Origin of the sequence: Sinomicrobium oceani (assembly GCF_900119185.1) — a bacterium.
Classification (GTDB): domain Bacteria; phylum Bacteroidota; class Bacteroidia; order Flavobacteriales; family Flavobacteriaceae; genus Sinomicrobium; species Sinomicrobium oceani.
Map to the genome: position 1 here is coordinate 1 of NZ_FPJE01000012.1, position 14,172 is coordinate 14,172.

Here is a 14,172-nt window from a genome sequence, read left to right on the forward strand (position 1 = left end):
TGCATATTCCGCTGAAAACGGACAGGTGTTCCGTTTCAAAACGGACACTTTTCTCAAAAACTTTCGGTTAAATTAATTAAATTTTTTTTACTGTTCTTTTCTAAATTTTCTCATGGATTCCCCTTGCAATTCTATTCTGTAAGAACCATTAGTTAATCTATCTAATATTGCATCGGCAATAGTGGGTTCCTTAAAGCAGTCAAACCAAGCCTTTACAGGTAGTTGTGAGGTGATTATTGTGGATGAACTTCCATGGCGCTCATCCACCAGGTCCAAAAGCATATTACATTGTTTATGATCAATTTGTTTGAGCCCAAAGTCATCGATAATTAAGAGTTTTGTCTTGGCTAATTTGTCCATAAACTCAAAATAGCTGCCATCAGCCTTGGCCAGTGTCATACGATCCAGTAGCTTATTAGCGGTATAATAGATGGTTTTGAGTTCCTGGCTACAAGCTTGGAAGCCTAAAGCACAAGCAATAAACGATTTGCCGACTCCGGTGGGTCCTGTAATGATCAGGTCTTTTGATTTTTTGATCCAGTCCCCCTGCTGCAAACGCAAAAGCATGTTTTTATCCATTCCTCTGGGTTGATGAAAATTGATTTGTTCAAAAGATGCTTGTTGTTTAAATCGGGCCTGAGTGATCAGGCGTTTTAGTTTTTTATTGTACCGATTCTCGTACTCTGCTTCGATAAGATGAGCGATAAGCTCATCTAAGGAGAAGTTCTTCTCCAAGGCATTTTCGGTAAGTTCCCGGTAGGCTTGTGCAAACCCGTTTAAGCGCATGGTATGCAGCTTTTCAAAAGTGGCATTAATATTCATATCTATTGGTTTTAATTAAAATGTTCTTTTCCTCTGATGTTGGTGTGTACTGGTAACTGGAATAAGTCTAAAGGTTCTTCTTCCAGATCAAAGGTTTTGTTGTTCAGGGTGTTTTTGATAAACTTATACTGCAAGCAGTTCAGTTCAAGTGCCTTTTTGCAGGTTTTTATATAGTTGGACTTGGGGTGTTTTTTGGCCAGATTCAACAGTCCCATACAGCTTCGGTAAGCCTGTTCGGGATGATCGCGACTGTCCAGGACCTTAGTGATGAGTTGTTCTACTTCAGGGCCAATGGATCGGCCCCAGCGGATAAAACGATCCGGGGTCCATGCGGCCTGGAAGTGATGATGGGCCGGGCGATGTTTACTCTTTGTGGTATATTTATAGGGGGTGTGGTCGCGCCGGTGCAGCGCAATCCTTTGGTGATCAAAATAAGCCTCCAGGTAACGGTCGGTATAGATGACCCTGAGCTGTTTTCCCGTATACTGAAAAGGGACACTATAATAATGTTTGTCTTCTTTTAAATAAATATGATGATTGTATTGCACCTTGAGTTTGCAAAAGTGTTTTAATTCATACCATGTAGTGGGCAGCGGCTTTAACTCTTTTTTCTCCACCTGGTCAAAGAGCATTTGCCGGCTAAAGGGTTTGTTTTGAAAAGACTTTTGATTGTGTTTATCCAACTGATCCCAAAGGGCTTCATTGAGTTCTTCTATAGAATAAAAGACCTGATTGCGCAAAGGGGCATAGATACGCTGATAGGCAATGCGCACAAAGTTCTCCGCTAAGGCCTTGTCTTTTGGGTGTAAAGCTCTGGCCGGTAAAATAACGGTTCCGTAATGCGCGGCAAAATCCTGATAGGTCTGATTGATTTCAGGTTCGTATTTATGGGATTTACTCACCGCAGCACGTAAACAATCCGGGACAATGGCTGCCGGAGCACCTTTATAAAAACGAAGGGCATTTTGATTTACGGCCACCCAATCGGCTTTCTTTTGCGAGGGGACTGCTTCAATATAACACAACTGGCTACAGCCAAGAACACTGACAAAAATTTCACAAGCTTTTCGTTTACCAGTGGTCCGATCCGTGATATAAAGTTTCTGTCCTGCAAAATCCACAAAGAGCTTATCGCCAGCCTTATGCTCCATATGCATACTGACTTTGCTCTCTTTACGCCAATGATAATAATGATGGCAAAATTGGCTGTATTCATAGCCTTCTTTATGGATCTGCCGGTATTCTTCCCAAAGCAGTTGCAGGGTTACCCCTACCTTTTTAAGCTCCTTTTCAAAATAAGGGAAAAGCTTTTCTAAAACAATGTATCGGGGATTTTGGGTTTGCTTCCTGATATTGAGTAAGTGGATGAGCTCACTGTCACTCATCCCGGAGATTCCCCTAATGGGAAGACCACTGCTTTTAAAACCCGCAATATACTGGCTGGCTGCGGTTTTACCGATGCCTACAATTTTAGCCGCCTTTCGGCCACTAAGCCCTTGCTCAAAATATAAACGTAATAGTTCGCGTACTTCTCTCATACCTATCGGAATGTTGGCCATTATCCTTCGTTTTATAAGTTAATGGCTCCAAGATGAGAAAAGTGTCCGTTTTGCTCCGGAATGGCTGTCCGCTTTAAAACGGAATCACTGTCCGTTTTGAAACGGAACGGGTGTCCGTATTAATCCGGAATGACTGTCCGCTTTCCAGCGGAATGGGTGTCCGTTTTAAGCGGAATATGCACGAATGTCCCCACGAAGTTCTGGTCAGCCGTGTGCGCGTTCCTGACTTTTTGAAATGGATGGACGGGATTATGGATTAATATCTTTAAATATTTCATTCTTCTCATTCTTAATCTCATAAAGTAAATTCTAAAATCTATCTTTTAAACCTTTTGTTATTAGCTTATTCGTCATTTTTTTGCTCTAAAATTTATAAACAAATTAATATTTAGAACAATGAAAAAAGCTTAAAAACATTTGTTTTATTAGTGGAGCATCTATTTTTTACTCTCAGTTATCAGCACAAAGCCACCCTGAAAAAAGAAAAGTAGTCTCCATTCTAGGTGATGATTATGAGATAACTTCTTCCAGAGATAAAACCTTTGTATTAGGATATAAAAGTTCTAATAATGGTATATATAAACTTGTTTTTATTGATGGGAAGCTAAAAGAATGGAACAAGGATTATATTAGAAATAGTGGAAGTTTCTATAGAACATGCAAAAAATAAAATCCATTATCCACTGTAAGTCTTTTTTAATTTATACGGATCGAAGATAATATTCTACTTGTCAAAATTAATTTGATTCTCCACATTCTAAATTTCGTAGTCTATATTCTGAACCCTATAATTTGCTGCTTTCTGTTCCAAATCATTGATTATTTTTTTTGTACAAAATATTATCAATAAAATATAAAATCACATGAAATCAATTTCATTATTTTTAGCAGTAATAGCAATATTACTAGGTCTGGAAATGAAAGCACAGGAGGTGTCGCTTAAAGCAGAATACATAGGAAACTCAGGCTATTATTATCTTCCGCCAGGCGAAAAACCAAAAGAAAAAATTGGAGATGGAAAAGGATCTGCTATGGTTTACCAAGGATCTGTTGGTATTCCATTATCGGTGAAGTTGAATGAAAACAATCGACCAACAGCGTGGGGTGTTGGCTTTGGCGGATCGTATGTATCGCTTAACAACAAAGGTTTCGAGGATAATATGGTGTCTGAAATCATGAACTTGCAAGTAGGTATTTACCACTTACGACCATTAAATGATAAATGGTCTATGAAAGCAAGTCTGGGAATGGGAGTATTTACGCCATTTACTGATTTATCCAAAATCAGCTTTAAAAATGTACTTGGAAGCGGAGGAGTAGTTTTTATTCGCCATATAAATCCTAATCTTGATATTGGCGGAGGTGTAGCCTTAAACAGTTCATTGGGTTATCCAATGGTCTTTCCTGCTGTGTATGTTAAATGGAAACTCGATGGAAAATTTGATATCAATGTTGAACTTGTTGAAGGTCTCGAAATATCAGCAGGATATGATTTCAATGATAGGTTTAAGCTTTCTTATGCATTTGAAATGAATGGGCAGGTAGCATTACTTGAAAAAGATGGAAAGGATATGATATTCTCTCATCAATATATTGTTACAGGATTCCGTCCCGAGCTAAAATTAGGAGAAAGTGGCTTATCTCTAACAGGGATGGCAGGACTGAATCTTTATAGACCTGCTTCATACAGCAACAGAACATTAAAAGGAGTATTTGCATCTGACAATGATTATTATTTTAATGTTTCACCATATGCGTCAGTCGGTTTAAAAAAGAAATTTTAATCTATGAAAATAAAGCAGGCATTCCAGTTTCTTTCATATAGGATCCTTTATGCTATTACTTATACTGCAAGCCTTCTGCCCATAAAACTTTTATACGCAATTAGTTATTTTACTTTTATTATTGCTTATTATGTTATTAGGTATAGAAAAGAAGTAGTAATTCAGAATATTGCGCGCTCCTTTCCAGATAAGCGGTATGGTGAAATTCAGGCAATTTCAAAAAAATTCTATAGTTGCTTTACAGCATATTTTGCCGAGATTATAAAAGCTGTTTCTGCTCCGGTGGAAATACTTGATAAGAAAATTACATTTGAAAACTTGGAATTAATAGACCAGTATATAAACTCCGGAAAAAACGTAATTGCCTGTATGGGGCATTGTGGAAATTGGGAGATATTAAATTTTTTGCCTTACAAAACAGAATATGAAATATATGCAATTTATAAGCCACTTCAGTCAGAAACAATTAATAGATTAATGATTCGAATACGTTCCCGTTTTGGCATGGAACTAATAAAGGACAGGTCAGTTGTACGTCATATTCTATCAAAGAAAATATCTCCCTCGGTTTATTTATTTCTAACAGATCAATGCCCTAGAATAAACGAAGAAAAATACAGATTCAATTTGTTGAATCAGGAAACTTATATTTTTTCTGGTATGGAAAAACTGGCTCGCACAAGTAGATCAGCTGTAATCTATCTTCATATTACACAAAAGTCAAAAGGTCATTATCAAATAATTTGTATGCCAATATGCTCGGATGCTGGATTTGTCGATGAAGGAGAAATAACCAAAAAATATATCGACTTGCTAACCGAAAATATCAAAGAAGAACCTTACGGTTGGTTATGGAAACATAAAAGATGGAAAAGATAAATGATGGAATATGTATTATTGATCATAACCATCATTTAGATTTAGAAAGTTGAATTCTAATCTTTAGTGTAATTTATGCATATTTGTTTTGAGTTAGCGGAAACACGTTGAAAAACAAAGCAATAAGCACCGTTGCCAAATCGTTACCTGACTTCTTTGATTATCTCTATAAAAGCGTAGTATTCAACCGATACAGCTTTTCCGTGAAAACTTTAAAATAAAAAGGTATCGGCAATGTGTTCTGTACAACACTGCCGATACCTTTTTTGGGTATGCGGAATATCCGGCTGTCAGTAATTGACGTATTCGACAATATCAAGCCCGTATCCTATAATACCCACGCGCTTGGTCTGCTCCGAGTTGGATACCAGGCGAATTCTTGAGATATCGAGATCGTGCAGTATTTGTGCACCGACGCCGAAATCTTTTTTATCAAGAACAACTTTAGGGGCTTTTACAATACCCTTTTTCTGTAATTCCTTGAGGTCACCCAGGCGCTGTAAAAGATTGAGCGACTGGTTTTGCTGATTGATGAATACGATAGCGCCCCGGCCCTCTTCATTGATCACGCGGAACATGCTGTCCAGTTTCTGATCGAGGTTATTGGTCAGTGTACCCAGAATATCATTGTTGACCAGCGTAGAGTTGATCCTGGTAAGTACGGGGTCTCCCAGTTTCCAGCTTCCTTTGGTCAGGGCAATGTGTACCTGCTTGTTTGTCGTCTGTACATAAGCCCTCAGGCGAAAAGTACCGAAACGTGTCTGTATATCGAAATCTTCTTTTTTCTCAATGAGGCTGTCGTGCTGCATCCGGTATGCGATGAGATCTTCTATGGATACGATCTTGAGATCTCTCTTTTTGGCAATATCCAGCAACTGGGGGAGACGGGCCATAGATCCGTCTTCGTTCATAACCTCCACGATGACCCCTGCGGGAGCCAGTCCGGCAAGGCGGGCCAGATCTATAGCTGCTTCCGTATGTCCCGTACGGCGGAGAACGCCGCCTTCTTTGGCAATAAGCGGAAATATATGTCCCGGGCGGGCAAGCTCAAAGGGTTTGGTCTCGGGGTCTATCAGGGCTTTTACGGTTTTGGCCCGGTCCGATGCGGATATCCCGGTGGTAACACCTTGTCCGCGAAGGTCTACGGAAACGGTAAAAGCAGTTTCCATAGGATCGGTGTTGTTGTGTACCATAGCGGTAAGCCCGAGTTCCTTGCAACGCTTTTCGGTAAGCGGGGCACAAATAAGCCCGCGGCCATGCGTGGCCATAAAGTTTATCATTTCCGGAGAAACCATTTCGGCAGCAGCGACAAAATCTCCTTCATTTTCCCGGTCCTCATCGTCCACGACAATTACGACCTTTCCGTTACGGATGTCGGCAATGGCTTCTTCGATGGTATTTAATTTTATTTCGGGGTGTTCCATTGTTGTAGTGTTCATCTTTGCATGAATTTAAAAGTACAAAGATACCCATTTTTATCGGCTTAAGACGCTGTAAAGTTTACTGCTTTTCCCCGCATCCGGAATATGAAATATTTCCAGGAGCCTACGAAGAAAGTTCGTGATAAGGATATTATTGTTCGTCTTTCTTTCTGAATCTTTGGATAAGCCTGCGGATAGGATCCATAAAACTGTCCACATTGAGCAGGCCTTTATCTGCCGTCGCCCTTCGCGTAAGGAATATGCCAAGGGGAAGCATAATAATGGTCGATAGCCATGAACCCAAAATAGGGGGAATGCTGGCGTCCTTGGCGTAGTTCCTCGCAAACATACCCAGAAAGTGATAGGTAAGGAACAGGGCTATTCCAACTACCATGGGCAATCCCAGTCCGCCCTTGCGGATAATGGCCCCTAACGGTGCTCCTACGAAAAAGAGGATAACGCAGGCAAAAGCCAGGGCATACTTGCTGTGCATGGCCATGATATAATAGTTGAGAACCATGTCTTTTCGCTGTAGTTCCGGTTTCCTGCTGTCTATGGTATTGACAATATTGGTTACATTACTGAGTGCGGTTTCCACGACCTGTTCTTTCTTCCGGCCCTCGAAAATATCGAGAATGTTATCCGGTGCCGGGGATGCGGGGGTCTTATCTTCTTCAACCTGTTGCTTCGTACTGTCTTTTACCGTGTCGTTTTCGTACGAACGGTTCATTGTGGTAATTCCGGAACGCTTGTAGATATTATCGCTGAAGTTGCGAATGGTGGTCGTATTGTTGTCTTCTATGGAGTCGATAAGATACCCGAGTTCGGTTACGTTATACATCTTATAGGTGTTATGACTCTCGTCTTCCAGATCTATTTCGTTCATTTCCGACAGGTCGACGTTAATAGTGTACACCTCGAACTTGGCTTTGGCATGCGGGTAGTTTTCCTGGTTTTTAGGATTGGAGGGCGACTGGTCCTCGTAATAGTAACCGTCGATAAGCTTCAGTTTCAGGATGTCTGACTTCTCATTACTGATCAGCTCTCCTTTTTTGGCCTTGATCACCGTTTTGTTTTCTCCTTTGGAGTTTTTCTGGTGGAGGATAACATTGTCCAGGAGCCTGTCGTCCTTTCCGTGTTTTTTCTCCACTTTGATGTTCATGTCCTGGATATCGTTGAACATACCTTCGGATATGGCCATGGCCGGTTTGACCTTGGCGATATTCCGCTTGAGGTTATAGGCTTTGAATTCTGCCCTCGGAATAATACTGTTGGCAAAATAGAAGGTAAAGGCCCCGAGAGCGATCATAAAGATGATAAGGCTTCTCATGGCACGATACAAAGAGATCCCGGAAGATTTCATCGCGGCAAACTCGTAGTTTTCGGCAAAACTACCGAAGGTCATTAACGAAGCGAGCAGTACCGTAAACGGGAGAACCGTCGGAACGAGGCTGGGGGAATAGTACAACAGGAATTTCCCGATAACCCAAAGGTCGAGACCCTTTCCTGCAAGGTCATCGATAAAGAGCCATATCGCCTGGAAAATAAAGATGATCATCAGTATGGTAAAACAACTGATGAAGTTAAACAGGAATCGGGATAAAATATATCGGTCTAAGATCTTCAATGTCGGGAAATTCCAATTCTGCTACCGGACCTCCGGAAAGGTGCGGTAAGCGTAATTATTGTTCTATAATATAATACCCTTCGTCTTCGTACTTCTTGGCGTTGAATTTAAACAGGTTGCCGGAGAGGGGCTGATCTGTTTTGAACGCGTTTACGGTAATAGTTGTCCTGGTACCGTTTTGTCCGGTCTGTATCAGGTTGTAGATATGCTTGGTCTGTGCATCTATGCCCAGCAGGATTTCCTTGGCTTCGGAATTCGTATCTATAGGCACCAGTTTTACATATTGTATTTGTCTGCCCCTGACATTTTGCAGCATATCCCAACTGTAGTTGTAACCACTACGATAGAAGGTAAGCATTTTGGAAGGGGTAATGGTGTTTTCATCTTCCGTATCCGGGCTCTCAATGACGACTTCCTCATTCTCCGGGATGATAGTGATCACTTTTTTGCCATCGAAGATCTTGGTAGCCCCGAGGTAGTTGAAAAGATACTTTTCTCCCTGTATGGTAACATCGCCACGGGTTTCCTGCTTGATATTTTCCGCTTTGTTTTCCAGGGCGTACTTAAAGTCTACATAAATATTATCATAGCTTTTCACTTTCTTGTACACTTCATCCAGCAGTGTTTTGGCTTTGTCCGAATTTTGTGCGTGTCCCAGTCCTGTGAGTAATAAAGCTACTACAACAGCTACTTGTCTTATTTGAACTATGGTTTTCATACTATTCTGTTTCATTTCTGTGTTCGACGATTTCTTTTTCAATGACCTCAGGACCTGCTGTTTTCCTGTTCGTTATTGAAAAACTGCTCAAGGGCATAGGTATCGGGAATAAGCACCTGCCGTGCTTTACTTCCCTCAAAAGGCCCGACAATGCCTGCGGCTTCCAACTGATCGATAATTCTTCCGGCCCGGTTATATCCGAGTTTGAGTTTTCGTTGCAGCAGCGATGCCGATCCCTGTTGGGCAATGACAATGACCTCTGCGGCCTCCTTGAAGAGCGCATCCCTTTCTTCGGGATTTACATCAAGACTCGTGCCAGATTCTTCTCCGACATATTCCGGGAGCAGGTGTGCATCGGGATATGCCTTTTGGGAACCTATAAAATCAGTGATCTTGCTGACCTCGGGAGTGTCGACAAAAGCACACTGTAACCGTACGAGATCGTTACCTTGGGTGTAGAGCATGTCCCCGCGCCCGATAAGCTGATCGGCTCCCTGGCTGTCCAGGATAGTCCTGGAGTCTATTTTGGAGGTTACCCGGAAAGCAATACGTGCCGGGAAGTTTGCTTTGATGATTCCTGTAATTACGTTCACGGATGGTCTTTGGGTAGCAATAATAAGGTGTATCCCTATGGCCCTTGCCAGCTGTGCCAATCTGGCAATGGGCGTTTCCACTTCTTTACCGGCTGTCATAATAAGATCTGCAAATTCATCGACAACCAGCACGATATAAGGGAGAAACTTATGCCCGTTGGCCGGGTTGAGTTTCCTGGCCCTGAACTTGGTGTTGTATTCTTTGATATTTCGTACCATGGCATCTTTGAGAAGCTCATAGCGGTTGTCCATTTCGATACACAGAGAGTTCAGGGTATTGATCACTTTGGTGTTATCGGTGATAATGGCTTCTTCGGTATCCGGAAGTTTGGCCAGGTAGTGTCGTTCTATTTTATTAAAGAGGGTCAGTTCCACCTTTTTGGGGTCAACCAGGACAAATTTCACCTCTGCCGGGTGCTTTTTATATAGCAGGGAGGTAAGAATGGCATTGAGCCCGACCGATTTACCCTGGCCGGTTGCTCCTGCCATAAGCAGGTGAGGCATCTTGGCAAGGTCGACGACAAAGGTTTCGTTACTGATGTTTTTACCCAGTGCAATCGGCAGTTCCATCTCGGCATTCTGAAAACGGGTCGATGCAATCACGGAACGCATGGAAACTGTCGTAGGGTTTTTATTAGGTACTTCGATACCGATGGTTCCTTTACCGGGAATAGGGGCTATAATACGTATGCCCAATGCGGCCAGTGACAGGGCTATATCATCTTCGAGGTTCTTGATCTTAGAAATACGGACTCCCGCCTGCGGTACGATTTCGTAAAGGGTCACCGTAGGGCCTATAGTCGCCTTGATCTGCGAAATATCGATCTTGTAGTGCTTGAGGGTCTCGACGATTCTGTTTTTATTTTCTTCCAGTTCTTCCTGGTTGATAGTAATACCGCTTTGCCCGCCGTGATCGTTGAGCAGGTCGAGGGGAGGGTACTGATATTTGCCGAGTTCGAGTTTAGGGTCGAATTCACCGAAATCTTTCACGAGCTTATCCGAAAGGATTTCCGTCGCTTCTTTTTCTTCTTCTATTTTTTCGACTTCTATACGGATGTCGTCATCAGTTTTATGTTCTGCCGGGGCGGTTTTTAGGGTAGGTTCCGGAATGTCTTCATCATCCTCACCTTCTGCAATTTTAATTTCGAACGAATTTTCAATATCCACATCGGAAGTCTTGTCGATTCGCGAAAAATCGGACGTTTTGGTTTGCTTTTCCCTGTTTTCAAGGGCAATCTCAAAAGGAGAGGGGGTGTCGCTTCCGGTAGGGTGTATCAGAGGCTCTTCTTCCTTTTCGTCTTTTTCGGTTTTGTTTGCTACGGCTTCCCGCTGTGCTTTATGAAAATCTCTTTTCATGCTTTCGCGTATCCCGGCAACCTGCGAACCTACTTTCTCGGGAGTCACCTGTAGCTTCTTAACAGCAAAGACGATAAACCCGAAGAGCAACAGCAATATAATTCCGATCTTCCCGATATAATCCTGGAGGAAGTCGTTCATTTCATAGCCTACGATACCTCCCAGTAAGGGAGCTTTTGCGGCAAAGAACCCGAAAAGGATAGAAAACCAGATAATAGCCAGAATTCCCCAGACCCAGCGATTGGCCAGCTTTTTTTTGTCCAGGCCGATAAACCAGTGCAGTCCCGTGAGAAAAAACAGGTAGATAAATATAAATGCGGCAAGGCCGAAACCTTTATAGATAAAAAAGTAGCTGACAGAAGCCCCGAATTTGTTCAGCCAGTTCTCGGCCAGGGCATTTCTGTCACTGAATTCCGATAGCAGGCTCTGGTCCTGTTGCCAGGTGAAAAAGAAAGATATAAAAGCAATGCACAAGGCAACGCTCAATAACATACCAAGGCTTCCGAGAATGATCTTGTTTTGTTTTGAAAAAGTAAATCTTGGAGTTTTGGGCTGTGTTGAGGTAGCTTTTTTCCTGTTCCTTTTTTGAGCCATTATATACGTTCAGTTTATAGTACTTGCCGGGCAAGTTTAAGAGCAAAAATACAAATTACAAACGTACAGGATTAAAATATATTTTTAAAATATTTTGGGAATGTAGATTATGCAGCCGATGATAATTGCCGCGACAGCAACGATAAATACGGCTCCGGCGGCGACATCTTTTATAATACCTATTTTATGGTGATGGTCGGGATGGATGAAGTCTGCCATTTTCTCGATGGCGGTGTTTATACCTTCGACTCCCATAATAACTGCGATGGTAAGCAGCTGTAATATCCACTCGACAGCAGAGATACGAAAGTAAAAACCTGCTGCCGTAACGAAGGCTGCAATGGTAAACTGTACCTGAAGGCTATCTTCGGTACGGATGAGAAGCCATGCGCCTTTGGCCGCATACCCGATACTTTTTAGTCTTCTTTTCAGAAAAGCGTAGATGTCCATGGAGTCGGCAAGAGTTAAAAAGCGGCAGTATAACCCCATTCATTTCAGGCTATACTGCCGTCTTTACATGCAGTATATTATTTCAGGACTTTGAGGGCAGCATCGTAATCCGGTTCGTCTACAGTTTCCGAAACCTGTTCGGTATGGATAACCTTTCCGTCGGTATCGACAACGACTACAGCTCTGGAGAGCAATCCGGTCAGCGGACCGTCTGTAAATTCCACTCCGTAATCTTTTCCGAACTTACGCTCACGGAAATCGGAGAGGGTCACCACGTTGTCCAGACCTTCTGCGCCGCAGAATCTCGCCTGGGCGAACGGGAGGTCCCGTGAAATACAGAGCACTACGGTATTGTCGAGTTTGGAAGCTTCCTGGTTGAATTTACGTACCGAAGCCGCACAGGTACCGGTATCGACACTCGGAAAAATGTTCAGGACCACTTTTTTTCCTTTGAAGTCGCCGAGCGATGCAGAAGAAAGATCGTTTTTAACCAGTGAAAATTCGGGTGCTTTAGTGTGAACTCCGGGAAGTTCACCAGCTGTTTTTATCGCATTTCCTTTTAGCGTTACAGTTGCCATTTTTTTCTTTGTTTTTATGTATTTGAATTGCTATCCGCAAACGAGTACGGTGAATGGTAAAGATAACCATCTTTGAGGAAAATCCCCGGGGTGCATCACAAAAAAATCCTCCTTCCCGTTAAAGAGAAAGAGGATCATCAGCAATTTTTTCCCAACCGGGTACGTCTTATTTGTCTATGGAGCCGAGTACCCTGCTCATAAACGTGTTCAGGGCTTCTTTTTGTGACATGCCTTCTTTAACCATTTTATCCACTTCCACGGCACCATACATGTTGGAGATCAGTTCTCCTATTACGTCCAGTTCCTCATCTTTGAGCGACGGAACTTCCGTAAGTGCTTCCAGGGTTTCTATGGTTTCTAAAACATAGTCCTGGTCGTTTTCTTCTATAAAATTAGCCAGATGTTTTATAACGGGTAACTTCATGCTTTTGTTGTATAGACAGGGGGTACCCTGTAGTGGTTGTTATTTGTTTTCTTCGATAAACGATTTTAAAACATCGGCCTTATTGGTTTGCACCTGGTTAACGAGTTCTCCGTTTCTGAAGGCGGCAAAAGTAGGCAGGTTGTCCACATTGGCCAGTTTTCTGGATTCCGGGAACTTTTCGGCATCGGCAACGACAAAGGCTGCGCCTTCTGCCTCGGAAGCAAACTTTTTGAATTTCGGCTTCATGATCCGGCAATTCCCGCACCATCCTGCGGAATACTGAACAAATACCGTGTTATTTCCTGAGACAACTTCAGAGAGGTTGTCTTTTTCTAATTCCTGTACCATAATACACTATAAATTATATTCGACTTTATTCTTTGTACCGGGACGATTGCCAAGAAGAGAAGAGGAGTTCGGAACCCCGGCAGAAGTATCCCGACTTTGTTTGTGAATACGATCGGTAAACAAAGTCGGGAACCAAACACCAAAAAAACAGAAACGCGAGTTCCTATATATTAGTTGGCACTCAGGTATTCGGCAACACCTTGTCTGTTGGCAGACATAGCTTCTTTCCCGTTTTCCCAGTTAGCAGGACAAACTTCTCCGTGTGTCTGAACGTGTGCATAAGCATCGATCAGTCTAAGGAATTCGCTGACGTTACGTCCTACAGGCATGTGGTTAACACTCTCGTGGAATACCGTACCTTCTTCGTCGATCAGGAAAGTAGCCCTGTACGTTACGTTATCGCCTTCGTAGACAATAGAATCGGTCTCTTCGTTATAGGACTCCGATTGAATGTCGAGAATACGCAGCATGTTGGCCAGGTTTCTGTTGCTGTCTGCGAGAAGCGGGTAAGTAACGCCCTCGATACCACCGTTATCTTTGGCGGTGTTCAACCAGGCAAAGTGAACTTCGGCAGTGTCACACGAAGCACCGATAACAATGGTGTTTCGCTTCTCGAACTCCGGTAAAGCGGCCTGAAAAGCATGTAATTCCGTAGGACAAACGAAAGTAAAGTCTTTCGGATACCAGAACAGGATCACTTTCTTGTTGTTTTTTGTCGCTTCTTCCAATACATTCACTTTAAATGTATCGCCCATGTCGTTCATAGCGTCTACTGCTATGTTAGGAAACTTTTTACCTACTAATGCCATAGTTGTTATTTTTATTGAATTAATAATTTTCTGATACAAAAATAGTATAGTATCCGGACCTCACACATCGAGATGGATTATAATATTTTATAGTTTAATAGAGGTTCTTAATGACTGTAATAAAGCAGTGTTTTTTTTGGGAAGTTGGTAAAAATACCATATTTAAAATGTAGGAATATCAACTTTAAGTTGATATTCATGGGATATTAA

The 14,172-nt window shown here is 42.3% G+C and carries 13 protein-coding genes; 2 read left to right on the top strand and 11 right to left on the bottom strand.

The window, feature by feature from the left end; all coding sequences use genetic code 11:
- Positions 1-87: 87 nt before the first annotated feature.
- Both istB and istA read right to left on the bottom strand, forming a co-directional pair.
- Entirely contained in the window at positions 88-822 is a 735-nt protein-coding gene (istB, locus tag BT112_RS11605; protein WP_072317555.1) for an IS21-like element helper ATPase IstB, read from the bottom strand.
- A gap of 11 nt (positions 823-833) precedes the next feature.
- Complete coding sequence (istA, locus tag BT112_RS11610; protein WP_083564896.1) at positions 834-2,381, bottom strand: IS21 family transposase; 1,548 nt, start codon at positions 2,379-2,381, stop codon at positions 834-836.
- Between the two features lie 863 nt (positions 2,382-3,244).
- Here istA and BT112_RS11620 point away from each other — a divergent pair.
- Together BT112_RS11620 and BT112_RS11625 are read left to right on the top strand one after the other, a co-directional pair.
- Positions 3,245-4,165 (top strand): DUF6268 family outer membrane beta-barrel protein, encoded by a 921-nt coding sequence (locus BT112_RS11620; protein ID WP_072317556.1) that lies wholly within the window; start codon positions 3,245-3,247, stop codon positions 4,163-4,165.
- 3 nt (positions 4,166-4,168) lie between these two features.
- On the top strand, positions 4,169-5,044 hold the full coding sequence (locus BT112_RS11625; protein ID WP_072317557.1) for a lysophospholipid acyltransferase family protein: 876 nt from the start codon (positions 4,169-4,171) through the stop codon (positions 5,042-5,044).
- Between the two features lie 290 nt (positions 5,045-5,334).
- Here BT112_RS11625 and ribB read toward each other — a convergent pair whose 3' ends face one another.
- From ribB to BT112_RS11670, 9 genes are all read right to left on the bottom strand, one after another.
- Complete coding sequence (gene ribB, locus BT112_RS11630) at positions 5,335-6,483, bottom strand: 3,4-dihydroxy-2-butanone-4-phosphate synthase (RefSeq protein WP_072317558.1); 1,149 nt, start codon at positions 6,481-6,483, stop codon at positions 5,335-5,337.
- A gap of 133 nt (positions 6,484-6,616) precedes the next feature.
- Positions 6,617-8,092, bottom strand: coding sequence for an LptF/LptG family permease (locus BT112_RS11635; RefSeq protein WP_072317559.1), 1,476 nt, complete (start codon positions 8,090-8,092; stop codon positions 6,617-6,619).
- 55 nt (positions 8,093-8,147) lie between these two features.
- A complete protein-coding gene (locus tag BT112_RS11640; RefSeq protein WP_139276150.1) occupies positions 8,148-8,810 on the bottom strand; it encodes an outer membrane lipoprotein periplasmic chaperone LolA1 in 663 nt (220 codons plus the stop codon).
- A 47-nt stretch (positions 8,811-8,857) separates the two neighbouring features.
- Positions 8,858-11,353 (bottom strand): DNA translocase FtsK, encoded by a 2,496-nt coding sequence (locus tag BT112_RS11645; protein ID WP_072317560.1) that lies wholly within the window; start codon positions 11,351-11,353, stop codon positions 8,858-8,860.
- 84 nt (positions 11,354-11,437) lie between these two features.
- Positions 11,438-11,842, bottom strand: coding sequence for a diacylglycerol kinase (locus BT112_RS11650; RefSeq protein ID WP_245777032.1), 405 nt, complete (start codon positions 11,840-11,842; stop codon positions 11,438-11,440).
- Between the two features lie 38 nt (positions 11,843-11,880).
- On the bottom strand, positions 11,881-12,381 hold the full coding sequence (gene tpx, locus BT112_RS11655) for a thiol peroxidase (protein ID WP_072317562.1): 501 nt from the start codon (positions 12,379-12,381) through the stop codon (positions 11,881-11,883).
- 166 nt (positions 12,382-12,547) lie between these two features.
- Positions 12,548-12,805 carry a DUF6952 family protein gene (locus BT112_RS11660; protein ID WP_072317563.1) on the bottom strand — a complete coding sequence of 86 codons (258 nt, stop codon included), beginning with the start codon at positions 12,803-12,805 and terminating at the stop codon, positions 12,548-12,550.
- Between the two features lie 39 nt (positions 12,806-12,844).
- Positions 12,845-13,153, bottom strand: a complete 309-nt coding sequence (locus tag BT112_RS11665) for a thioredoxin family protein (protein ID WP_072317564.1) — start codon at positions 13,151-13,153, stop codon at positions 12,845-12,847.
- A gap of 170 nt (positions 13,154-13,323) precedes the next feature.
- The gene (locus BT112_RS11670; protein WP_072317565.1) at positions 13,324-13,962 is read right to left on the bottom strand and encodes a peroxiredoxin; all 639 of its coding nucleotides are present in this window, start codon (positions 13,960-13,962) and stop codon (positions 13,324-13,326) included.
- Between the last annotated feature and the right edge of the window lie 210 nt (positions 13,963-14,172).